We start from the raw sequence: 23,179 nt of genomic DNA, 5'->3' as shown, positions 1-23,179 counted from the left end.
CGTCTTCCTGAAAAATTCAGTCCCGCTTGACCATTCCAGCCATCGCCTGGACAGCGAGTTCGTAGCCGTCTGCTCCAAAACCGATCATGATGGCCGTGGCAACGCGTGAGATCAGCGAATTGTGGTAGATGCTTTCGCGGGCATGAACATTGGAGATGTGCAGTTCGATCTTCGGCGGGTCGAACATTTTCAACGCATCGAGAAGGGCGATCGATGTGAACGTATAGCCGGCAGGATTGATGATGATGCCACAGGCGTCGGTCCGGGCCTGGTGCACGCTCTCGACCAGTTCGCCCTCGAAATTGGTCTGCCGAAACTCGACGTCGAATCCCAGGGCCTTTGCCTTGGTCACGCACCGTTTCCTGATGTCGGCAAGAGTCGTGGTTCCATAGATCGCCGGCTCGCGCTGACCCAGCAGGTTCAGGTTCGGTCCGTTGAGCACAAAGATGGTTCTGGTCATGTTGCGCACCTCAAACGGGGCAGAGCCTTAAGCATGGCGGTTGCGTTGCCGGGCATTGCATGCCCGGCCTTGCTTAGTGAGGGTTGCCTCTTTCCGGACGTCATCCTCGGCCTTGTGCCGGGGATCTGCCGCCGTAGATGCTCGGGACGAGCCCGAGCATGACGGAAGAGTGGCTGGCAGGCGCTGTAATCAGCCGGAAGGCCGGGCCTCGTCCGCCTTTGCCGTTGGCTCAGTTCGCCGCGAACGGAATGCCTTCCAGCGTTTCAGGAAATTCCGGGACCGGAACCTTCATCCACTTGTCGTAGACTGCCTTGAGTTCGCCGTTGGCCTTGATCTTGTCGATGAAGGTGTTGAGCGCCGCATTGATTTCCTTTTCGCCGAGACGCGTACAAGCACCGTTGTAGAGCTTCTGGAATTCAAGCTTGTTTTCGAATTCGCCCGGACGGGCCTTCTCCACCCGGTCCATGTAGAAGATGTTGCCACCAAGCGTCTCGACCTGGCCGGACACCAGCGCCTGGACGCTCGCGGCGTCTCCATCATAGCGGCGGATGGTCGTGCTCGCCGGTGCGTTCTTGGTCACCTGCGTGTCCTGGGCAGCCCCCTTGGCGACGCCGACTGTGAACTTGGCCATGTCGTCATTCGTCTTGATCTCAGCCGATTTCGGACCAATCAGAACGATGGCATTGGCAACATAGGGCTTGCTGAACTGCACCGCCTTTGCACGATCCGGCAGCATCGCCATCGTTGCGAAGAGAACGTCGACGCGGCCGGCCGTCAGTGCGGGAATGCGGTTATTGACTTCAAGCGGCACGAACTCGACCGAAACACCCAGTTCCTTGGCAAACAGCGTTGCGATGTCTGCATCGAGGCCGTCCTGTTTGCCGCCGCTGGTCACAAAGCCCCAGGGCGGGTTGTCACCCTGAATTCCGACGATGATCTTGCCGCGAGCCTTGATTTCATCAGGCGTGATGGCGGCGGCCGGTTGCGCCAGGGTGACGGCAGCCACCAGGGCCGCGGCTCCGAGCATCGCGTTTCGGCGCGTCAACATAGATTTGAACATGTGATTTCCTCCTCCTTTTGGCGGTCACTCGACCGGACAGCCACCTCACCTTTTGACTGTGAGAGGAATGATTGCCAGAGACGAGTGCTCAAATCAACAGAGTTTTTCAAAATCATATGAGAATTTATAATAAGACACGCTATTTGAATTCCTCACGACATTTGCCATAATAGTAGCGAGCGATTTTCCGGGACGCATCGCCGTGTTGGGCGCTCGTTTAATCTCGCACGGATATCGGAAGGGCTTTGACATGAGGACCTCGATTGCGACTGTAACGATCAGCGGCGAACTCCCGGAGAAGCTCGAGGCGATCGCCCGAGCGGGCTTCGACGGCGTCGAGATCTTCGAGAATGATTTCCTCGCCTTCGACGGAAGCCCGGCTGATGTCGGAAAACTCGTCCGCGACCATGGCCTGGAGATCACCCTGTTTCAGCCATTTCGTGATTTCGAGGGCATGCCGGAGCCGCTGCGAAGCCGCACGTTTGACCGCGCGGAACGGAAGTTCGACGTGATGCAGCAGCTTGGAACGGATCTGGTGCTCGTCTGCTCCAACGTCTCGCCGGCCGCCATCGGCGGCATCGACCGGGCGGCGGCGGACTTTCATGAACTCGGCGAGCGTGCCGCCAGGCGTGGACTGAGGGTGGGCTACGAGGCGCTTGCCTGGGGCCGCCATATCAGCGACCACCGCGACGCCTGGGAGATCGTCCGTCGCGCCGATCATCCGAATGTCGGTCTTATCCTCGACAGCTTTCACACTTTGTCGCGCAAGATCGACGTCAATTCGATCCGCTCGATTCCCAAAGAGAAAATCTTCATCGTCCAGCTTGCCGATGCTCCGCTGATCGACATGGACCTGCTCTATTGGAGCCGCCACTTCCGAAATATGCCGGGTGAAGGCGACCTCCCCGTCACGGCGTTCACCGAAGCCGTCGCGGCAACAGGTTATGACGGGTATTTCTCCTTGGAAATCTTCAACGACCAGTTCCGAGGCGGTTTGTCGCGTGCGATTGCGGCCGATGGCCACCGCTCCCTGATCTATCTTGGTGATCAGGTACGCCGCCATCTCGGCATCGGCAGCATGACCGGAGCGGCGATGCCGGAAAGGCCCTCCGTAAAGGGGGTCGGCTTCGTCGAGTTTGCCACGGACGAACAGGATGAAGTCGAGCTGGTTGCATTGCTGCGCACCCTCGGATTCAAAAAGACGGCAATCCACCGCACGAAGAAAGTCTCTCTTTTCGAGCAGGGCGAGATACGGATCCTCGTCAATGTCGATCAGGCAGGATTCGCCAATGCGGCCTACGCCGTTCACGGTACTTTTGCATATGCCATGGCTCTGGTCGTCGACGATGCCGCCAAGGCCTATGAGCGCGCGCTTGCCTTGGATGCCGAGCCATTCACCCAGCCTGTCGCGGAGGGTGAGCTAGAGCTGCCTGCCATTCGGGGCGTGGGAGGCGGGATCATCTATCTCATCGACGACAAGAGCGCATTGGGTCGCTTCTCGGAAATCGACTTTCAGCCGGTCACCGATGACAGCGACGCGCCGTCGGCAGGCCTTTTGCGCATTGATCACGTCGCCCAGACGGTCGGTTACGATGAAATGCTCACCTGGCTTCTGTTCTACACGTCCATTTTCGAGACGCGGAAGACCCCGATGGTCGATATCATCGATCCGGCCGGGGTGGTGCGCAGTCAAGTCCTCGAGAACGACACCGGGGCGCTGCGCATTACCATGAACGGCGCCGAGAATCGCCGCACTCTGGCGGGACATTTCATCGCCGAGAAATTCGGGGCCGGCATCCAGCATCTGGCGTTTATGACCGACGACATCTTTGCAACCGCCGAAAGTCTTCGTGTTTGCGGTTTCAGATCGCTGCACATTTCGCCGAACTACTACGACGACGTCGAAGCCCGCTTCGGCCTCGATCCTGCATTGACCGAGCGGCTGAAGGCGGAGAACATCCTCTATGACCGCGACGAGCATGGCGAATATTTCCAGCTCTATAGCGGAACCTATGGGGAGGGTTTCTTTTTCGAGATCGTCGAGCGCCGCGGCTACCGCGGCTACGGCGCCCCGAACGCAATTTTCCGGATCGCCGCTCTGAAGAAACTGATGCGACCGGAGGGAATTCCGAAAGACGCCTTTTGAGACTGGCTTAGTTAGAGAATCTGGCCGCTCTTCAGCACATGGTCAACGCCGCTTTGAACGTGCCGTCTGACGACGTCGGTCGCGCCAGCGACGTCGCGCTGAATGGAAAGCTCAAACAGAAGCCTGTGGTCATCGACAACTGGCTTTCCGCGAAAACTCTCGGCCAGCATATGGTAGCGGAGAAAGCGGTCGAAGACGGACGACAATGTCGCCATCAGCGTCGCTGAATTGCAGGCCGAGACAATCGCCTGATGGAACTCCCAGTCGTATCGGACCCAGTCGACGGTCCGCGAGACGTCGCCCGCGAGGAGCTTGCGTTCCGCGGCGGCCAGCCGGTGATGGGCAGCGACGATGCGCCCCTCCCATTCAAGATTTCCGGCAGCGAAGGCAAGGCCGATCGCATGCGTCTCAAGAACGATCCGGAGGTCGGCGAGTTCCAGGAGTTCGCGGCGCGAAGCAGGGCTGACTTCAAAGCCACGCTGCCCCTCGGCGACAACGAGGTTTTCCGTGGTCAGGCGGCTCAGGATTTCGCGCAGCGAAGAAATCCCGATGGAATAGCGTTCCTTTGCCTGCTCCAGCTTGATCTTGGCCCCCGGCGGCAATGTGCCCGATATGATATCCTCGCGTATCTGCCGGAAGACGACATCGCTTACTGTTTCAGCCGGGTCGTGGACTTGCTTGAGCATGGCTTTTCCTGGTTCTGCCGAAACATATTCTGTGTTGGGTAAACTTAAAGCTCGAAGGGAAACGTCCGGATCATTCTATTTCAGCGTCCCTCTTGCCAGCGCATGTTCGACCCCGCCCTGGATATGCAGCACGAGCACCCGCTTGGCCGTCTCTGCGTCACGTCGCAATGCTGCATCCAAAAGCTGCTGGTGTTCATTGGCCGCGACATCGCCTCGATAGGACAAGGCAACCATCTGATACCTGAGATATCTGTCGAAGATCACCGAATGCGTCTCCATCAGCAGTTTCGATCCACAGGCGGATATCAGCGCTTGGTGAAACTCCCAGTCGTAGCGCTTCCAGTCCTCGGCCCTGCTGGTGTCGCCGGATGCCATCACCTGTTCCATCCGAGCCAATTTGTAATGCGCCGATACCAGGGGAGCTTCCCACTCCACGTCGCCATGCACGAAGGACTGCTCCAGGGCATGTGTTTCCAGCAGAAGCCTCAGCGCCGCCGTCTCCTTGAGGTCTGAAACCGACACCGGGGACACTTCGAAACCTTTCTGCCCCTCGGCGAGGACAAGTCCCTCGGAGGACAGCCGGTTCAGCACTTCCCGAAGTGTGCTGATGCTGGTCTCGTAAGACTCCTTCAGGCTTTCCAGCTTCAATTTTTGTCCGGGAGCCAGCCGGCCAAAAATGATGTCGGCCCGAATGCGCCTGTAGCTGCTCTCGGCAATGGTCTCGTTGATAACCGGCTGCAGCATAGCGACTCTCTTATATTTCTTGTATCGTCGGATATATCGCCTTTTGGCATTCTCAATCAAGGAAACATTCGCGGAATAGGAACCCCAATTTTCTCATATGATGCGGATTTTCCCGGAGAACGCGGGAGAAGTCGGGGCGGTAGGACTGACCACAATAAACGTGCCCCATGCTGTCGGGCCTGGCCCTTTGGCGCCGGCTTTCGTGCTGCTCTTAAAATTGGACTTTCGGCTAGACTTGGCGGCAATTGTTTTTTCAATCGCGCGCAACCATCTAATAGGCATGACTTACGGGAAAATGTCCCCACCCTCAGCAGCGTGTTTACCGAAAACCAACCATACTGGCTTGCTTTCCGAGCCGAAAGCCGATTGCTTAGGAAAATCTACTTCTTCTTCCGCTAGCGGTTAGGAGAATACAAAGGGGAACAGACAAACCCGTGGAATTCTGCTGCTTCGCATCGAGACGAACTATGACTACGATGGCGACGCGGGAAGGCCGGTTTGAAGAACGATGACGACAGAACTGTTTCAGGTAAAATTTTGGGGCGTCCGCGGCAGTATTCCCGTGTCAGGCCCCGAGTTCGATCGCTACGGCGGTAACACTTCCTGCATCGAGATTCGCTGCGGAGAACATCGGATGATCTTCGACGCAGGCTCCGGCCTGCGCGAGGCCGGGCTTTCGATGCTCGCCGACAGCGTCAGCGACGTCGACCTGTTTTTCAGCCACTGCCATTATGATCACATCATCGGTCTGCCTTTCTTCAAGGCAATCTATTATCCGTCGATCAACGTCAACATCTGGTCCGGCCATCTCGATGGCAAAATGAGCACCCGGGAAATGGTCGAGCAGTTCATCAGCCCGCCCTGGTTTCCCGTCAAGACCGATATCTGTCAGGCGACGATGAATTTCAGCGATTTTCATGCCGGTCAGGTGCTGAACCCGCGCCCGGGCATTGAAATCAAGACCTTCATGCTGAACCATCCGGGCGGCGCCATCGGCTACCGCATCGAATGGCAGGGCCGTTCGATCGCTCTCGTCTATGACATCGAGCATATTCCCGGCAGCTATGATCCGGTCTCGCTGGAGATGATGCAGGACGCCGATCTCGTCGTCTACGACTGCACCTACAATGAAGACGAGATGCAGCGTTTCAAGGGCTTCGGCCATTCGACCTGGCAGCATGGCACCGAGCTTGCGAAGATGGCAGGCGCCAAGCGCTTCGCGCTCTTCCACCACGCCCCTTCCCGGACGGACGAACAGCTGGCGCAGATGGAAGCGCAGGCGCAGGCCGCCTTCCCCGAATCCTTCGCCGCGCGCGACAATCAGACTGTAGTGATCTAGCAGGCTGCTGAAGGCCGGTTCGTCTTGTGCAGTCCGAAGCTCTTCGGCAGAGAGCCTATCTATCGACCTGAGCAGGTTTGCGACGTCTCGACGGAACAGATGCTGGGCCGGACCGTTTTCCCCGCAGCGCAAAATCAACGAAAACAGGATCAGTCATGACCGTGCTTTCCGGAAAGTGTCTCTGCGGGCAGGTGCGTATTTCCGTCCGAGGCGAACCTTTACGCGTTGGGATCTGTCATTGTACGGACTGTCGGCAGGAAAGCGGTTCGGCCTTTACCTTCTATGGCATCTGGCCCGCCGGCCAATTCGAACATTCAGGGGAAACCGCCGCATTCCAAGGTCGGCATTTCTGCACAAGTTGCGGTTCGCGCCTGTTTTCCGCCGATGGTCAGGAGGCGGAAATCAAGCTTGGAATCCTCTCCGAAGCGCCGACGCCGCTTGTGCCGAGCTACGAACTCTGGATCAAACGCCGCGAGCCGTGGCTGCGGCCAGTGGAAGGCGCCGAACAGTATGACGAAGACCGAAAATGAAGAACGGTTCTGAGGAGGTTCCCGTGACCATTCTTGTCCGACATCGCTGGATTACTGTTGCCGGCGTCGAAACCTTTTACCGTGAGGCCGGCCGGGAAGATGCTCCGGTCTTATTGCTGCCGCACGGATATCCCTGCTCTTCCTATGAATTTCGCAATCTCATGCCGCGCCTTGCCGACTGCTGGCGCCTGATTGCGCCTGATTTCCCGGGTGCGGGCTACAGCGGCACGCCGGATGATTTCGACTACAGTTTCGATGGATACGCCGCCTGGCTGGAGGCCTTCGTCAGTGCGATGAATGTCGACTGGTTCGTCCTCTACCTCCACGACTTCGGCTCGCCGATCGGTGCCCGGCTGGCGATCAGAGGCCCTCGGCGCATTGCGGGGCTGATCATACAGAATGGCGATATCCCCTATGAAGATGCCCTTGGACCGAAATATGCGGATATCGAGGCGACGTGGACGCTTCCGAGATCGGAGATGAGGAGGGTGCTGGCGGAGGCGATCAGCGAGGAGACTTTCAAGGAGGAGTTCCTCAACGATCTGCCGCCTCCTCTGGCCGATACCATCCCGCCCGATCTCTGGAAGCTGCATAGGTCGCTGATCACGCCGCGGCGCAAGGAAATCGCCATAGACCTGATCGCCGGACTGAAGGAGAACCGGGCCTGGTTTCCGGAACACCGCAAATACTTGCGCGAATACCGGCCGCCCACCTTGATCGTCTGGGGTCCCAACGACCACTACATGCCGGAAAAATCGGCGCGGGCCTATCTGCGCGATCTGCCGGATGCCGAACTCCATCTGCTCGGCGGCGGGCACTGGCTGCTCGAGACGCATCTCGATGGCGTCGTCGCGCTCATGCGCGAGTTCCTTGAACGGGTTCACGCGCCTGAGCCTTGAGAAGTGTCGCCGCCGGCGACCAGCGGACGGCGGGATGCCGGCCCGTCGTCGCAAACAAGGCCGACAGGAAATTCCATGCGGCCGTATCATGCGCCAGATGGTGAGTGAGCACGCCGACAGGCTCGTCGCTGCCGGCAAACCGGTGGCAAAGCTCGGCGACCAGCTCGGTCACCAATTCCTCCTCGCTCCGTCCGCCGCGCGTGCCGTGCCAGTCGATGATGTCGACATGGGTGTTGAGAAGCGGCATCGGGCCGTCCTGCTTTGCCCGCCCATAGACCGAAAGTGCTGCAAATCCGAGGGCCGGCAGCGCCGGAATGAGGGCCGCGTCGATCCGGTTCCACGGCGGCACCAGCACCGGCAGGAAGCGGGCCGGATGCAGCCGCTCCAGTAGCCGGAACCCGTCACCCAACTCGCCGAGCACGGCCTCCGCCGACCGCTCGCCGCCGAGTTCCTGCTTCTTCGCCTCCGGCCCCGCATGGTTCGTATGAGACCAGCCATGCACGGCGACAACGACGGCTGTTTCCCCTGCCAGCCGCGCGGCCAACGCCTCGCCGGTCAGGCCGGGAATGACGGCGAGCGTCAGCGGAATCTCGCTTTCACCGGCCAGCGCCATCAGCGTCTCCAGCGCCTGCGTCGGCTCGACGGCGTCGTCATCCCGCAGCCAGAACCGCGCCACGCGGCCGACGGCCTGCCAGCGGTCAAGCTCGCGGCGCAAGGGGTCCCAGGCCATTCTGTCGGTCATCACGTCACTCCTGTTGCTGCGCTGTCCCGCAAAATTCCGTTCAATAGCTGCGCCGCCATCGCAAGCGAGCGTTGCCCAAGCACGAAGCGCCGCGCCGCCTGTCCCATGGCGTCGCGCCTTTGCCTGTCGTCAAGCAGGGCAGCCACGGCCTCGGCATAGGCGGCGACATCACCATCCGGCGTCAGCAGGCCGGTCGCGCCAGCCTCGACCACCGCCGGCACGCCTGCCGTTTCCTGTGCGACGACAGGCAGGCCGGCGGCCTGGGCCTCCAGATAGGCAAGACCATAGGCCTCGCCGCAGCCGGGCCAGACATAGATACCGCCGCGCCCGAGCAGTTCGGCGATCTGAACGGCATCCCGCTCGCCCAGCCATTCGATGCGGCCGGCAAGGCCGGCAAACAGCACCTGCACCTCCTGGCGCATCGGACCATCGCCGATGACGGCAAGCGTCCAGGGCCGGTCTTCGATCAGTCGCAACGCTTTTGCAAGCATCGTATAACTGTCCATCTTGTCGCCGGCCCGCATCATCGCGACCGTTATCAGCCGGCGCGGATCAGGCGCCGGCGACACCCTCTCGAAGTGCGCGGTGTCGATGAAGGGTTTCAGCCTGGCAAGCCGCGCCTGCGGAAAGGCGGTTGCAAGCCCGGCCCGGTCGCGCTCGGTGAAGCTGATATTGACCGCCGCCCGCATGATCGCCTCGCCCACGAGCTTCTGTGAAGCAGCCCAGCCGGTTCGGTCGCGTTTTGCCGCATAGGAGGCTTCGGCAGTGACATAGGGAATGGCGAATTCGGCAGAAATCGCCGGCCCGAAGGAATCGGGCGATTTGTAATAGGGGTGGTAGCAGAACCAGAGTTCCGGCCGCGGCGCGGATTTCCATCTTAGCCACAGCCGCTCCAGTTCGGCGGAGATGGCGGGTTCGAGTGCCTCTGCCGCCTCCGGTGTCGAGGCATAGGTGCGGAATTCGGAGGCGATGTCGACCTGATGCCCGCCAAGTTCCAGCGCCCGGATCAACAGTCGCGCCATCAGCCGGTCGCCCGACGGCACCGGATGGTTCGGCGATTTCATCGGCGCGTAGAAAGCCACCCGCATTGACACCTCACGTAAGACAGACTGTTTACAACTGGCACTCGTGCTATCACGAAAAATTCCGCTATTGTCCCTTTCCCTAAAACTTGCGCATAAACATATGGAATGTGATCGCGATCGAAGCAATCTCTATGGGCCTGCGGTTACATCGACAAGAACGGGAATGAATGACGACGGTCTCGGCCACAGGGTTTTTTTCGGAACGTACGATCAGAAGGGCGAGGCTCGGTTCCGGCCTCGTCATTTTCATCTTCGTCCTGCTGCATTTGTCGAACCATGCGATTGGCCTGATTTCCGTCGCTGCCGCCGATAAAGCCGCCCACCTCTTTCTGGCGATCTGGCGCAATCCTCTGGGGACCGCCATCTTCTATTCGTCGGTCCTCATCCATATCGCGCTGGTGCTACGCGCCATCTACATGCGCCGCAGTCTCGTCATGCCGAAGGGGGAAATGGCGCAGATCGTGCTCGGCCTGATGATCCCGCTGCTTCTCCTCGATCATGTCATCAGCACGCGCATCGCCCACGAGTTCTATGGCTACATCGACGACTACGAGACGGTCGTCGGTTCCCTGTGGATCAGGTCTCCAGCAAACGGCGCGCGGCAGGCGCTCGCCGTCGTCGCCGTCTGGATCCACGGCTGCATCGGCATCCATTTCTGGCTGCGCTACCGCTCCTGGTACCCAGACTTCGCACCGCTAATGCTGGCGCTCGCCATCCTCGTGCCGGTGCTCGCGCTGCTTGGCTTCGTCGAAATGGGCCGGACTCTTGCCGATCCTTCCTACCAGCAGTCCATGACGATCGGCGCTTACAAGGAGGGCATCAACACCCGTTACGCCTCGAACCCGGAAGTTCACCGGCAGGTCGCCATGATCCGCGCCGGGCTCTACGGCGCCTTCTCGACCTCGCTGCTCATCGTCGTCGTCGCCCGCGCCCGGCGCAAGCTGAAAGAGCGGCTGGACCAGGTCGCCGTGCATTATCCGGGCGGCGAGGTGATCCGCGTGCCGCGCGGCTTCTCCGTGCTGGAAGCGAGCCGGCTCGGCGGCCTGCCGCATTATTCCGTCTGCGGCGGCAAGGGTCAGTGCTCCACCTGCCGCGTGCAGATTCTCGGCGACTACGAAAGCCTGCCTGCCCCCGACAAGATGGAACAGACGACGCTGAAGCGCATCAATGCGGGCCCGGATGTCCGGCTCGCCTGCCAGCTTCGTCCGAACCGCGACATTGCCGTCGCGCCACTTCTCGTGCCGGCGATCGAGGCTGCACTTCCCGCCAACAGCCAGGAGACGAGCCCCGGCCGCGAGCGCGAGATCGCCGTGCTCTTCGTCGATATCCGCCATTTCACCACGCTGACGGAAACCCGACTGCCCTTCGATGTCGTCTTCCTGCTGAACCGCTATTTCGCCATTATCGGCAAGGCGGTGGAGCAGTCGGGCGGACGGCTGGACAAGTTCATCGGCGACGGCGCCATGGCGCTCTTCGGCCTCAACACCGCGCCGGAGGAAGCCTGCCGCCAGGCGCTCAACGCAGCAGCGGCGATCGTCGCCGAGATCGAGAAACTCGCCGCCGAGCTGGCCGACGAACTGGCGCTGCCGCTGCGCATCGCGATCGGCATTCACACCGGCCCAGCCGTCGTCGGCACGATGGGATACGGCCGGGTGCGCAGCATGACGGCGATCGGCGATACCGTGAATGTTGCGAGCCGGTTGGAAAGCGCTGCCAAGGAATTCGAGGCGGCGATCGTCATCTCCGAACCGGTGGCGAGCCTTTCCGGCGCCGATCTTTCCGGCATCGAAAGCCGTGAAATCAGTGTGCGCGGCCGGGCCCTGCCCTTGAAAGTCTACGTCATTCCAAGAGAGAAAGCGGCAAAGCCGCTCGAAGGAAAAGACTGATGCCCGGCAAGCCCTGGCTGACCGCCAAATACTGGAGCCGTCGCCTGCGCAAGGCGCGCAATGCGGCCGCTTCGCGTTTCTTCGACAGCCGCTTCGGCCGCCGCCTGCTGATCGAGAATATCGGCCCGCGCGTCGTCTCGATGACGGTCGACGCCGGCGACCATCTGATGACCTTCTCGCCCGCCGACTATATCGGCCGCAAGGTTTTCCGGAAGGGCCATTTCGAGCGCGAGGCCGTCGACCGGCTGATCGTCATCCTGCGCGAGCGCGGCCTCTTGCGAAAGGACGCAACGCTGCTCGAGATCGGCGGCAATATCGGCACCCAGACCGTCTATTTCGCCCTCAGCGACACCTACATCAAGATCGTCAGCATCGAGCCCGATCCGCGCAATTTCCCGCTGCTTACCCTCAACATTCGCCAGAACCGGCTGGAGGAGAAGGTCCGGCTCGTCAATTGCGCCGCCGGCGAGAGTGAAGGCGAGATCGACTTTTTTCTCAACCTCAACAATCACGGCAAGAGCAGCGCCATCCGTCAAAGCCCGACAGACAAGAGGATCAGCGTGCCGGTGAAGCCGGTTTCCGAGATCCTTGCCGGACTTTCGGTCGATCCGGCCGCGATCGGCCTCGTCTGGATGGATATCGAGGGCTACGAGCCGGTCGCCTGCCGCTCAATGCAGCCGCTGCTTGCCCGCCGCGTGCCGCTGTACATGGAATTCACGCCGCTGTTCTACGGCCCGGAAGGAACGAAAGCCTTTATATCCACGCTGTCCGGCTTCTACGAGGATTGCCTCGTCCTCTTCGAGGACCGCGAGGTGGAGATGAAGGTCCGCGACCTGCCGGGCGAGTTCGATCAGTACAACGTGCTGTTCCTGCCATAGAGCAGATTCGACTTATTCCGGTCATATCCGGCCGCCGCCGGCTGGTTCAACCGTTGCGGCAATGCGCTCTATCGCTGTCGTCAGAGAAATCGTGCCGCGCCGGCGTTCGCTGTCGTTCTGGTGCATGAACAGGCCGTTGGCGATTCCCTCATACATGCCGAGAAACGCCCTGGCCACCTCGGGGGGAAGGCCTTCCTCGGCGAGCAGCGCGGCGCGGCGCTCCGGCGGGACAAGCACCGGCACCACCGGGCGGCCGAGAACCTCCGCGAAGGCCGACGCCACATCGCCAGCGCTCCAGTCTTCCGGTCCGCTCAACTCAACGACCCGCTTCCCGGTCCATTCCTCGCGCAACACGATTGCCGCGGCGCGCCCGACATCGATTGTGCTCACCATCGGAATTCTCTGGGAGGGTTCGAGAAAGGTCGGCAGCACGCTTTGCGACATGACAGCTTCCGCCACCTCGCCCCAGGTCTCGATAAAATAGCCCGACCGCAGGAAGGCGGTCGCCGGCGCCACCCCATCAAGTAGCGCCTCGAACCGGTTGAGGGTGGCGATGACGCCAGTGCCGGAGACATGCTGCGCTCCGATGGACGACAGGACAACGGCCTTGGGCAGACGCGCCCGCCGTGCTGCATCGGTCAGCGCCGCGCCAAGTTCTTCAGTGCGTGCATAGGGATCATCGCTCACCGGCGGCGGATTGAGTAGGAACGCTCCCGACGCGCCCTTCAGCGCCTCGGCCATCGCCTCGGCATCCTCGATGCTCGCGACGGCCACCTCAGCGCCGAGGGCTGTCCACTTTTCACCCTGCTCCTTGCAACGCAGGACGACACGCACGGCCTCGCCGAGTTCGATAAGGGCGCGCGCTACCTCGCCGCCGGCCCGCCCGTTTGCTCCAAGTACAACATACATGATTGCCACTCCGTCAGCTCACTCGATAGAGGAACCAATAGGCGCGGAGTTGTCATGCGTCTAATGCATGATGTATATAGTGAGCATGCACCAAGTGAATTTACGCCGGATCGACCTAAACCTGTTGGTGGCGCTTGAGGCGCTGCTGGATGAGAAGAACGTCACACGGGCCGCCCACCGGCTCGGCTTGAGCCAGCCGGCCGCGAGCCGTGCGTTAGGCCGATTGCGCACGCTGTTTTCGGACGCGCTGCTGGTCGATGGGCCGGGCGGCTACGTCCTCAGCTCTCGTGCCGAAGAGGTGCGTCCGGCGCTGCGCAGGATACTGGCAGGCGTAGGAGAATTGTTGGAAGCGAACTCGTTCGATCCCGCGACGGCGACGGGTCGAATCCGGCTGCTTATGCCTGATCTCCAGGCCGCCACGCTCACGCCGCATTTGCTCGCTCGCCTTGCCCGCGAGGCACCGTCCCTCGATCTCGATATTGTCGCGCCGGGCACGAACGGGATCGAAGCGCTGGAGCACGGCGTGGCGGATGCGATGGTGGCGCTGATCGACGACGCGCCGGCCGGCATTCGTCGACGCGGCCTCTATGACGAAGAACTCGTGACGCTCATGCGGGCGCATCACCCTGCGCTCGCCGAAAAACTCACGCTCGACCGCTTTCTGGCGCTTGAGCATATCGTGGTGAGCGTTACCGGCGTCGGGCTTGCACCTGTCGATGAGGTACTTGCGCGGATGGGGCGAACGCGACGAGTGAAGCTGCGCGTGCCGAACTTCTTCGCGGCGGTCGAGATCGCCGCTCGCTCGGACCTCATCATGACCCTGCCATCGAGCCTGGCACGAGCCGCCGCCAACATGAGGCGCTTCGTATCGTTGCCGCCGCCCCTCGATCTTGGGATCTTCACGATGAGCCTCGCCTGGCACGCGCGCCAGCAAGACGCGCCCAGGCATATATGGTTGAGACGTGCCATTGTCGCGGCGGCGATGGATATGTCATCGGCGATTGACGTTGGAAGCTGAGTCCGTAAGCGCGCTGTCTCTCGCATAACTCCTCAAGCCGACTCCGCGTTTATCGAAGATGCTTTAGATGTCTCCTTGAGCGCACAAGTCGCCAGAGGGGAAATATGCGTATGCCGCATATATCGCAGCAGGGAACAGAACACTCAGGGAGAGGAGGCGGGCAATTTCGGGCGATGTGGCTCGCTTCAAACCAGTTTCTTCGCCTCTGATCGCGAATGCTCATGATATTTGTTTTCGCGAAGCGTGCCGAAAAGCTTCAAGCTTTCCAGATGCTCGCGCTGGGCGCGGTAGAACTCATTCAGGAAAACCAGTTCCTGGCCGCGCTTCACGGTGTCTTCATACCGGATCCTTCGGGTAATGGTTCGCACGATCTGTTCGATCTCTTTGTGATTGGACGTCTTTGTCGAGTCGCGAAGCACGTCCTCCAGGGTCTGCAGCTCAAATTTGCCGTAGATATCGAGATGCTCGGCCAAGAATTCGAATTCCGCCTGCGACGAGACGGCGGCAGGAGCAGACAGCGCGAGGTCGGCGAGCAGCACGGAGCGCGGAGTGTCGACCACCAGGGTGCCGGCAATGATGTCGCCAAGCCTTTGCCGGCGTCGGTTGGTGAAGGGGACGATGACCACCACTAGAAGCCAGAGGCTCGTCAGACCGTTTTCCCAGGCAGACTGCGTGCCGACCGAAGCCAAGAGGCCCATGGGGGCGAAAATCTCCACCTGTTTCATCAGGTTGCGTGCAGTCACCTGGTGCGGCGTCAGCCGCCGTCCGTCCATGTTGATGACACGGATCCCCGTGATTTTTTTTCCGAGCGTGCGTCCGTTCCAGATGAGCTCCGAGAGAATGTAGTAGGGGGTCTGCACCAAAAAACCGAGCATCACCAAGAGCATCGCCTCCGCCGTCATGGGCAGCACGCCTGTAAAGAGGATGGCGATAGCAACGATGAATATGATGATCGAAGTAAAGACGATGTCGAGGAATTGCGCGCCGAAACGGGTTCCGATCGAGGCAATGGCGAAGGTGATCGGGACGCCCTCCGGCGGGATGAACTGCTCGACGCGCTTGCCTTCCTTGTCTGTTCGGTTCATCGCACTACCTCACGCGAAGCTTTGCTTTGGCGACCTCCAAGCAGCAGCCAGCTCACCCAGAAGAGGCCCATCCCCCAACCGATGACGATGCGCCAGAGCGGATCCTGTATCAGCTGGCGCAGGAACCCTTCGATGAAGGCGGCGGCGACGAGCATCAGCGCCGCCAGGATGGCGAGCTTGACGGCATCATGCGCCTGGTGGCGCAAGGCTTCCTTTCGCGTTCTGGCACCGGGAAGGAGAACGGCAAGTCCGAGCCTTGCCCCACCGGCGCAGGCAATGGCGATAGCCGCAAGCTCGGTGACGCCGTGGATCGAGAGCCAGGCGAAGACGTCGTAACCCAGCCCCCTCTGATTAAACATCGCGAAGAACGCGCCGAGGATCAGACCATTGTAAAAGGTCAGGATGAAGCTCGGCACCGACACGAAAACACCCAGCGTGAAGATCAGGATGACGATGGTGGTGTTGTGAGAAAAGAGAAACGCGGAAAATGCGGCCAGCCGGTCGCTGTCATGCCCTTCATCGCCATAGATGGTCGAGCGGAGGTACTCGGTCGAGGCATCAGGCGTGCGCTGGTCGGCCATCTCGGGCGGCACCAAGGTATAGAACCAGCTCGGGTCGTTGGTGCAGAGCCTGTATCCGGCCAGCGCGCCTAGAATGAGCGCCAGGAAGCCGATGAACAAAGGCAGGGCAGAGCGCCGCACGGCCTGGGGAATGCCGTGCAACAGCAGGCGCGACATCAGGCCGCCCAGGCTTTCCTGCGGGGCGTAGACGACGAGATAGGCCCGAGCGCAGAGGCTTTCCAGATAGGCGATCAGAGCGCGATCGAGAGAGATATCGCGCGCCACGCTCAACGAGTTCATCGCCTGCCTGTATCCGGTGGCGAGATTGCGGACTTCATCATAGCCGAGCGTGGCTGCGCCCCCTTTCTCGGCACGCGTCACGAGTTCGTCCAGTTGACGCCAGTGTGCCTCGCGCTCCAGCCGGAAGCGGGCCGAGCGAAGCGTATCGTTCTGAACAGCCGCGGCATTCGCCGCAATACCCTTCTCTATCCTGCCGTCGATACCGATATCCATCATATCATCTCACGGGATTTGATTTCGATGTAGCGCGCAATGAGATCCGAGGTCAGTGCCTCCGGCGTACTGTCGAGGCAAAGCACGCCGAGACGCGCCAGCTTTTCCATGACGGCGCGCCTCTCCTGAAGGATCTGGCGCGCCGCAACCGATCGGGCGACGGCATCGAGCGTCGTTTCCTCGGGTTCGATGAGCTTGGCCAGCATCGGATCGCGCAGGGCGACATAGACAACGAAGTGATGCCGGGCGAGCACCTGTATGTTCTCGATCATCAGCTCCGCCGTGATGGTGTCGACGAAATCGGAGAATATCACAATCAGCGAACGTCGCTTCAGGCGTCCCGAAAGGTGGGTCAGTCCCAGCGTATGGTTGGTCTCCTGCGTTTCGTAGCGCAGACCGGCGCACACCGTCTGCAGCCGCGGAAAGGCTGCTCGGCCGGGCAAGGCCGGCACGAAGAGACGCGGGCGGCTGTCGAAGCTATAAAAACCCACAAGATCGCCGGCAAGGCCTGCGCCCCAGCACATGGCCAGCGCCGCATTGATGGCGCGATCGAGCTTCGTGAAGCCGGCTAGCTGTTCGGCCATCAGCCGTCCGGAATCGACGCAGAGGATGATTTGGTGGTTTCGCTCGGCCCTCATCTCGCGCACGACGAGACTGCGCATGCGCGCCGACCGCTTCCAATCGATGCTGCGCGGATCCATGCCGCTTACAAATTCACGCAGCTGGTGGAACTCCGATCCTTCGCCACGCAACCGCAAATCCTTCTGGCCGGCCTCCAGCGGCAGGATCTGGGTCTTGATCGCTCCCGACAGCACCGGCGATATGTCGGGCTGGACGGCGATCTCTTTCCCGACGGGCATCTTCGCGATCATCTCGAGCAGCTTCAATCGCGATGGCCACTTCAGCCACAAGTCGTTGATCGCGTATCGTCCCCGCCGGGTCAGATGAAGGTCCAGAGTGGCCTTGACCTCCCCGGCACCCGATGCTGGGTTGAGCCATCTGATTTCGTCGACGACCAGCTCGGGAGCGAGATCGAGCCGGATTTCGATTTTCTGAGGCAGCGCGCCCTTTCGCGGCCGGATGCCGACCGTGAACGCGGTGGTGTGGCCGACAAAGCCTTGCGGCGGCAGATCGAAATCGATCGTCATCCTGCCCGCCAGGTTGGAGATGACCAGATCGGCGACCGTGAGGGCTGCAAGAACAAGCCACATGAGGAGCAAGAGGTAGCTCATGTCGCGCCACCACACGCTGGTGAAGACCGTCACCGCGGCGGACATCAGAACGAGCGCGATCAGAGTGGAGGATGGCCGCATTTAACGGGGCGCATCCACGCGGTTCATGATATTGCGCAGCACCTCGTCCGGCGTGCGCCCGTCAATTTCCGCGGAGGGCGAAAGCACGATGCGATGACGTAAGGCAGGCACCAGCAACGCCTGGACATCGTCCGGCAAGCCGTAATCCCTTCCCTCGAAAGCCGCGCGCACGCGCACTGCCGATGCAACAGCGTCGGCCGCGCGGGTGGACGCACCGTAGAGAATGTCGGGATCGGAGCGGGTGGCGCGCACCAGGTCGACGATATAGGTCAGGATCGTGTTGTCCAGATGGATCGCATCGATCAGCGCCCGCCCTTCGGCAAGTGCGGCACTGGTGACAAGCGGACGGATGCCGGCATTGCGCAGGTCTGATTTCAGCGCCTGCGTCGCGTGTTTGGACAGAATGGCAATTTCCGTATCGCGGCTGGGAAAATCGACGACAAGCTTGAACAGGAAGCGATCGAGCTGTGCTTCGGGCAGAGGATAGGTGCCCTGCTGCTCGATCGGGTTCTGTGTGGCAAGCACGAAGAAATCCGGCCCGAGGGAATAATCGGTTCCGTCAAGCGTGACCATCCGCTCGTTCATCGCCTGCAGCAGGGCCGATTGCGTCTTCGGCGGGGCGCGATTGATCTCATCGGCGAGAAGAATGTCGGTAAAGACCGGGCCCTTGGTCAGGTGGAACTGATTTGTCTGGAAATTGAAGAGATTGACGCCCAGAACATCGCCGGGCATCAGGTCGGGCGTGAACTGGATGCGCCGATATTGCAGCGCCATGGCGGCAGAGACCGACCGGGCCAGCAGGGTTTTGGCCGTGCCGGGCGGACCTTCGACCAGGCAATGTCCGCCGGCAAAGATCGAGATCAGGACGAGATCGATGATCGCATCCTGCCCCTGCACCGCTTTGCCGATTTCGCCACGAACCGCAGCGATAAGATTGCGAAATTCACCTAGATCCAAGGTCAGTGCTCCCCAGCGATTTTCTAAAAATTTCGAGGTTGCGGTGCAGATCCGCCCGCGTCATCCGATGTCCACGATCAATCAGCGCCTGCGCTGACGAATGCAGTGCCTTCGCCGCCGCCTGATCGCGGCGCGCCAGGCGTTGAAACAGCCGCTCTATGCCCGCCTCGTTTCCGGCTCCGGGGCCGAAGACCAGTTGCGCCTTGTCCGCCAGCAGATGCAGCACGAACTGTCCGGTCATTCGGCCATCATTGCCCGACAGGCGCAGCAGACGCGCCGTCGCCTCGATCGCGGCGGTCTTCGACAGCTCGGTGTTTGCGGATGCCTCCGGCAAAGCCGGCCCGAAGCGATGGGCCCCGCGCCAGAAACAAATGGCCGCAACGACGAGCAGCACTCCCCAGATGACGGACAGCGGATAAGCGAAAAACCGCTTGAAATCGGAGGCCGAGCGCTCGTAAGTCCGGCCCTCATCCACCGGTTTCTCGCTATCCAAAGGCAAGCCGGCCGTATCCAGATAGACCGGCCGTTTCTCGCTCGCACCGCGCAACAGCGTGACGAGCGACACGGCAAAGGAGGCGTTATCGGCGAGAGCCAATCCGTGATTGTTCAACAGGTCCGGATCCGATAGCAGATAGACGTTGGGGTCGTCCTCGCCACGCAGGAGCAGTGCACCCGATGCCGTGCCCGCGAGCTCCTCCCAACCGCTCGGGAGGCTCGATCGTTCGAAGGTTTGCGCCTGATAGAGGGCGATCTTGATGGGCTGGCCCGATTTCAGCTGCGGCTGCGCCTCTGCAAAATCGGTGCTGCTGCGGGCGAAGCCAAAATCTGAATAACCGATCGTGTCGAGTTCGCCGCCGATATCGGCGAGATCGACCAGTCTCGATGTGCTGGCAACACCATCCGTCGACACGCTGCCGCGCCATTTCGGCAAAATGATCAGCGTCGGCAGCGCATAGCGGTTTGACTCCCGGATCGGGCTTTCCGGGCCTGCGTCATCCGCTTCCTCGTTTGCCTGAGGTGCGACAGCCTCGCCTTGGCCTATCGACAAGGGAATGATCCGCAGCGAGATTTCCGAACGTGCCCGGGCGACATGGGGATCGGATCGGACGACAGGGATACCCTTGGCTTGCAGCCACGATTCCAACCCCTTGTTGCCAAGCGGCGAGCGGTCGAAATCGCTGCCGCGCGACAGCACAAAGACTGCCAGCGCCGCCAGCACAAGCAACAGCCCCAGAAACAGAAGAGGCCCCGAGTTACGCATTGGCCACTCGGCCCGATGACAGCAAGCCGCGCGCCGTAGCGAGAAGGACGCCGAAATGGCTTTCCGCGAGCGTGCGGCCGCCGTAGTGAACGAGTTCCACTGCAGTCAGAAAATTTTCGAGGCGATCGCGGTCGGGCATGTTTTCCGGCAGGCGGGCGAAAACGGCCCGTTCCGTATCCGAACGGAAAAGCCGTGTTCCCGTCACATCAGCCGCGTGAAGCAGGCAATGTCTGAGCAGCAGGACCAGCGCCTGCCGGCGATCCGCCATGGCGGCAATGCGTAGCAGGAAGTCGCTCGGCTTTTCCTGGGCTTCGTCTGCGGATGTGCGCCAGCTTTCCGGCGCCTCACCCTGCCGCTTGATGTCGCGTGGAGCAGACGAGAGCAAGACACCGCCATTTCCGAAGCGTATCCACAAGCCGACGGCCACGATGAGACCGACAAGCACGATGGCAACCGCCAGAGGACCACTGACGACCGGCTCTCGCGGGATCATCAACGGCTTGCGTTGTGGCGACGATTTGGTCGTATTCGACGCCGGTTCGGGTTTTACAGAGGCGTCGCCATAGACGAGCGTGCAGCGCAATCCATTCAGCTGGCACTGCGAGGCATAATCGGCTCCGGCGGCGCTCCTTTGATGATCGCCGCCGCCCACCTGCTGACTGTCGCTGTCCTGCGCCTGTACGGGCGAAAACTGAGCTGAGGTGGCGAGCAAAGGAGCCACCAGCAGGCCGAGGTTGCGGATGGCCATGCTCTAGGCAAAGACCTCTGCTCTTATTTCCGGACGCAGCGGATCCGGCCCGAACTTGTTTGGGCCTTCTGTGCCCCTGAGCACGGTAATCACCAGCATCGCGATGCCCGCAATGAACCCGACGGCGGGAATCATGCTCAGGATAAACAGTGCGAGATACCACCAAGCGGAAATGTTGCGATCATGGAAGCGGCGAACCTGAAGAGATATCTGCGGCAAAAACATTGCAAGCGCGAACAATCCGCCAACGCCCCCGAAAGCGAATAACAGCGACGAAGGTCCATCCTGAGTATCGGAAAAGGCACCGGCCAAACCGGCCACGATTAAAAATGCGATCAGTACAAGCACGTAGAACAGCTGAAACCACCAGAACTCCGAGCGGGAGGCCCGGCCAGAGAAGGTTGCATATTTCTGCGTCAGAACTGTCCGAACAGCTTCAGTAAACCCCATTTTAATACCCCCGTTTCTGCTCGCTGCAAGCGCGGTGATCCACGGTCTCACCATCGTCTTGCTTGATAGTCATTCAGATCAAAACAGCTACAATTCAAACGTAGAAATTGCAATAAGTCGGTTGCATCGGCTCATTATTTTAAAAGCAATGATTAACGCGTTGAGATTTTCACCCTCGAGGGTTACGAGGGTGGACGTGAAGGTCCTTGACCTGCTGGGGAAGAATTCAATCCGTTTAACTTGCTGTTTCTGCCTTAGGCGACCGACTGCATGACAAGCGATTGATGGCAGTGCACGCCGGCGAGCACGCCTGAGGCGGAGGCGAGCGTGGCATTGTGCATGGCGCTTGCCGCATCGCCGGCGGCAAAGACACCCTTGATGGTGGTTTCCTTGTTGTCACCGGTCCGGATGACCGGCCCGAACGGGCCGTCGTCGAAGGTGCAGCCGAGCTGGTCGGCAACCGGGCTCGCCATCGTCGTTTTCGGCGCGACGAAGACGGCATCGAGCGGCACGACGCGGCCATCGGCGAGGCGAACGGCCTCAAGCTTCGGATCGTCGCCCAACAATTCGACGATAGGGCTGCGTTCGACGCGGACGCCACGGGCGGTCAACTTCACCAACTGCTCTTCATCGGGCTCGAACAGCGTTTGGCTGAAAAAGGTGGTTGTGCCCCAGTCCGGGATCATCATGGCCGAATGGGCCGAATGCGGATGGTTTGCGAGAACGCCGAGCTTGCCGCCGCCGACCTCAAAACCGTGGCAATAGGGGCAGTGCAGCGCGGAGCGGCCCCATCGCTCCTTGAGGCCGGGGATTTCGGGCAGCGTGTCGCTGACGCCGGTTGCGAGCACGATGCGCGCGGCTCGTTCTTCACCGCCGTCTTCGGTGCCGACGATGAAGGCGTCACCATCGCTTTGCGCCCGGACGACTTTCCCCTCGCGGATGGTGATGGTCGGATAAAGCGAAAGCTGCCGTTTTCCCTCCCGCATGATCGCCGCCGGCGTTTGTCCATCCTGGCCGAGGAACCCGTGCGAGGCTTCAGAAAAACGATTGCGCGGCGCGCCGGCATCGACAAGCAGAACCCGCCGCCGCGCCCGGGCCAGTTGCATGGCTGCCGACAGGCCCGCAAAATTTCCGCCGATGATGATGGCTTCGAACGGCATGGAATTCTCCTCGGATATTGAACTCATGGATCAACATAAGTTACATGAGATGGCGCCGTCAAGTATCATGTTACTTGTCTTGTTACGATTTGCTTGCGATAATGACCCGCCCGATCGACAGGAAGAGAATCATGCGCAATGACAGCCGCCTTTCACGCATGCTGCACGTGCTGATCCACATGGATAAGCACCAGCATTCGGCGACCTCCGACATGATTGCCAAGATGCTGAACACCAATCCCGTCGTCGTCCGCCGCACCATGGCCGGCCTTCGCGAACAGGGCTACGTCCGCTCCGAAAAGGGCCATGGCGGCGGCTGGACGCTGGTGCGTCCCTTGTCTGACATCACCCTGCTCGACGTCTACCGCGCCATCGGCGAACCGCATCTCTTCGCCATCGGCCCAGCCGATGATCAGCCGCAGTGTCTGGTGGAACAGGCGGTGAATATCGCTCTCGGCGACGCGATGAAGGAGGCCCAGGCCCTGCTCCTGCGGCGGTTGGACAGCGTGACGCTGGACAAAATCGCGGCCGACTTCGAGGCCAAACTGACCGCACACCCGGCCACATCCTATTCCTGCGCCTCCTGAGCGGTCGCAAGCGCACAAGGTGTGTCGTTTTCGCATCACTTTCCGTCAGGTTGCAAATATCCGCTTGGCAATAGCGAATTGGTTCGGTAGAAAACGCTCACCGCTTTAGATCGAACAAGGGAGGCGTTGCATGACACCAGCATTCATCGAAACCTTCCGATGT

23 protein-coding genes are annotated in these 23,179 nt (G+C 60.7%); 8 read left to right on the top strand and 15 right to left on the bottom strand.

Features of this window, described 5'->3' with window-relative positions; all coding sequences use genetic code 11:
* Positions 1–16: 16 nt before the first annotated feature.
* Both B5P46_RS15160 and B5P46_RS15155 read right to left on the bottom strand, forming a co-directional pair.
* Positions 17–460: a type II 3-dehydroquinate dehydratase gene (locus B5P46_RS15160; RefSeq protein ID WP_129419370.1), complete on the bottom strand. Its 444-nt coding sequence runs from the start codon at positions 458–460 to the stop codon at positions 17–19.
* A 229-nt stretch (positions 461–689) separates the two neighbouring features.
* Complete coding sequence (locus B5P46_RS15155; protein ID WP_129419369.1) at positions 690–1,520, bottom strand: transporter substrate-binding domain-containing protein; 831 nt, start codon at positions 1,518–1,520, stop codon at positions 690–692.
* A gap of 250 nt (positions 1,521–1,770) precedes the next feature.
* On the opposite strand from B5P46_RS15155, the gene B5P46_RS15150 reads away from it, so the two are divergent.
* Positions 1,771–3,666, top strand: a complete 1,896-nt coding sequence (locus tag B5P46_RS15150) for a bifunctional sugar phosphate isomerase/epimerase/4-hydroxyphenylpyruvate dioxygenase family protein (RefSeq protein ID WP_129419368.1) — start codon at positions 1,771–1,773, stop codon at positions 3,664–3,666.
* 11 nt (positions 3,667–3,677) lie between these two features.
* On the opposite strand, the gene B5P46_RS15145 is transcribed toward B5P46_RS15150, so the two are convergent.
* Positions 3,678–4,352 (bottom strand): GntR family transcriptional regulator, encoded by a 675-nt coding sequence (locus B5P46_RS15145; protein WP_129419367.1) that lies wholly within the window; start codon positions 4,350–4,352, stop codon positions 3,678–3,680.
* A gap of 75 nt (positions 4,353–4,427) precedes the next feature.
* Complete coding sequence (locus B5P46_RS15140; protein WP_003548443.1) at positions 4,428–5,096, bottom strand: GntR family transcriptional regulator; 669 nt, start codon at positions 5,094–5,096, stop codon at positions 4,428–4,430.
* Between the two features lie 508 nt (positions 5,097–5,604).
* On the opposite strand from B5P46_RS15140, the gene B5P46_RS15135 reads away from it, so the two are divergent.
* From B5P46_RS15135 to B5P46_RS15125, 3 genes are all read left to right on the top strand, one after another.
* Positions 5,605–6,435, top strand: coding sequence for an MBL fold metallo-hydrolase (locus B5P46_RS15135; RefSeq protein WP_129419366.1), 831 nt, complete (start codon positions 5,605–5,607; stop codon positions 6,433–6,435).
* Positions 6,436–6,590: 155 nt separating this feature from the next.
* Positions 6,591–6,965 (top strand): GFA family protein, encoded by a 375-nt coding sequence (locus B5P46_RS15130; protein WP_129419365.1) that lies wholly within the window; start codon positions 6,591–6,593, stop codon positions 6,963–6,965.
* Positions 6,962–7,864, top strand: coding sequence for an alpha/beta fold hydrolase (locus B5P46_RS15125; RefSeq protein ID WP_129419364.1), 903 nt, complete (start codon positions 6,962–6,964; stop codon positions 7,862–7,864). The genes B5P46_RS15130 and B5P46_RS15125 overlap by 4 nt, the downstream gene beginning before the upstream one ends.
* On the opposite strand, the gene B5P46_RS15120 is transcribed toward B5P46_RS15125, so the two are convergent.
* A complete protein-coding gene (locus B5P46_RS15120) occupies positions 7,821–8,606 on the bottom strand; it encodes a polysaccharide deacetylase family protein (protein ID WP_129419363.1) in 786 nt (261 codons plus the stop codon). The genes B5P46_RS15125 and B5P46_RS15120 overlap by 44 nt on opposite strands.
* Positions 8,606–9,694, bottom strand: coding sequence for a glycosyltransferase family 4 protein (locus tag B5P46_RS15115; RefSeq protein ID WP_129419362.1), 1,089 nt, complete (start codon positions 9,692–9,694; stop codon positions 8,606–8,608). The genes B5P46_RS15120 and B5P46_RS15115 overlap by 1 nt, the downstream gene beginning before the upstream one ends.
* 164 nt (positions 9,695–9,858) lie before the next feature.
* On the opposite strand from B5P46_RS15115, the gene B5P46_RS15110 reads away from it, so the two are divergent.
* Positions 9,859–11,577 (top strand): adenylate/guanylate cyclase domain-containing protein, encoded by a 1,719-nt coding sequence (locus B5P46_RS15110; protein ID WP_129419361.1) that lies wholly within the window; start codon positions 9,859–9,861, stop codon positions 11,575–11,577.
* Positions 11,577–12,455 (top strand): FkbM family methyltransferase, encoded by an 879-nt coding sequence (locus B5P46_RS15105; RefSeq protein ID WP_129419360.1) that lies wholly within the window; start codon positions 11,577–11,579, stop codon positions 12,453–12,455. Before B5P46_RS15110 ends, B5P46_RS15105 begins: the two co-directional genes overlap by 1 nt.
* Positions 12,456–12,476: 21 nt before the next feature.
* Here the strand turns inward: B5P46_RS15105 and B5P46_RS15100 are convergent, their stop codons facing one another.
* On the bottom strand, positions 12,477–13,364 hold the full coding sequence (locus B5P46_RS15100) for an NmrA family NAD(P)-binding protein (RefSeq protein WP_129419359.1): 888 nt from the start codon (positions 13,362–13,364) through the stop codon (positions 12,477–12,479).
* Positions 13,365–13,449: 85 nt separating this feature from the next.
* On the opposite strand from B5P46_RS15100, the gene B5P46_RS15095 reads away from it, so the two are divergent.
* Positions 13,450–14,382: a LysR family transcriptional regulator gene (locus B5P46_RS15095; protein ID WP_164986497.1), complete on the top strand. Its 933-nt coding sequence runs from the start codon at positions 13,450–13,452 to the stop codon at positions 14,380–14,382.
* 185 nt (positions 14,383–14,567) lie between these two features.
* Here the strand turns inward: B5P46_RS15095 and B5P46_RS15090 are convergent, their stop codons facing one another.
* From B5P46_RS15090 to B5P46_RS15055, 8 genes are all read right to left on the bottom strand, one after another.
* Complete coding sequence (locus B5P46_RS15090; RefSeq protein ID WP_129419358.1) at positions 14,568–15,467, bottom strand: RDD family protein; 900 nt, start codon at positions 15,465–15,467, stop codon at positions 14,568–14,570.
* Positions 15,464–16,540 carry a stage II sporulation protein M gene (locus tag B5P46_RS15085; protein WP_129419465.1) on the bottom strand — a complete coding sequence of 359 codons (1,077 nt, stop codon included), beginning with the start codon at positions 16,538–16,540 and terminating at the stop codon, positions 15,464–15,466. The genes B5P46_RS15090 and B5P46_RS15085 overlap by 4 nt, the downstream gene beginning before the upstream one ends.
* Positions 16,540–17,853 (bottom strand): DUF58 domain-containing protein, encoded by a 1,314-nt coding sequence (locus B5P46_RS15080; RefSeq protein ID WP_129419357.1) that lies wholly within the window; start codon positions 17,851–17,853, stop codon positions 16,540–16,542. Before B5P46_RS15080 ends, B5P46_RS15085 begins: the two co-directional genes overlap by 1 nt.
* Positions 17,854–18,810 carry an AAA family ATPase gene (locus B5P46_RS15075; protein ID WP_064655171.1) on the bottom strand — a complete coding sequence of 319 codons (957 nt, stop codon included), beginning with the start codon at positions 18,808–18,810 and terminating at the stop codon, positions 17,854–17,856.
* On the bottom strand, positions 18,797–20,071 hold the full coding sequence (locus B5P46_RS15070; protein WP_129419356.1) for a hypothetical protein: 1,275 nt from the start codon (positions 20,069–20,071) through the stop codon (positions 18,797–18,799). Before B5P46_RS15070 ends, B5P46_RS15075 begins: the two co-directional genes overlap by 14 nt.
* A complete protein-coding gene (locus B5P46_RS15065) occupies positions 20,064–20,819 on the bottom strand; it encodes a hypothetical protein (protein ID WP_129419355.1) in 756 nt (251 codons plus the stop codon). Before B5P46_RS15065 ends, B5P46_RS15070 begins: the two co-directional genes overlap by 8 nt.
* A gap of 3 nt (positions 20,820–20,822) precedes the next feature.
* A complete protein-coding gene (locus B5P46_RS15060) occupies positions 20,823–21,269 on the bottom strand; it encodes a DUF805 domain-containing protein (protein ID WP_129419354.1) in 447 nt (148 codons plus the stop codon).
* Between the two features lie 254 nt (positions 21,270–21,523).
* Entirely contained in the window at positions 21,524–22,429 is a 906-nt protein-coding gene (locus B5P46_RS15055) for an NAD(P)/FAD-dependent oxidoreductase (protein WP_129419353.1), read from the bottom strand.
* A 131-nt stretch (positions 22,430–22,560) separates the two neighbouring features.
* Here B5P46_RS15055 and B5P46_RS15050 point away from each other — a divergent pair, with 131 nt between their 5' ends.
* On the top strand, positions 22,561–23,016 hold the full coding sequence (locus tag B5P46_RS15050; RefSeq protein WP_129419352.1) for an Rrf2 family transcriptional regulator: 456 nt from the start codon (positions 22,561–22,563) through the stop codon (positions 23,014–23,016).
* Positions 23,017–23,179 lie beyond the last annotated feature (163 nt).

The organism is Rhizobium leguminosarum (assembly GCF_004123835.1).
Taxonomy (GTDB): Bacteria; Pseudomonadota; Alphaproteobacteria; order Rhizobiales; family Rhizobiaceae; genus Rhizobium; species Rhizobium leguminosarum_M.
Note: the sequence above shows the minus strand (reverse complement) of the source record. Positions and strands in the feature narration are given on the sequence as shown.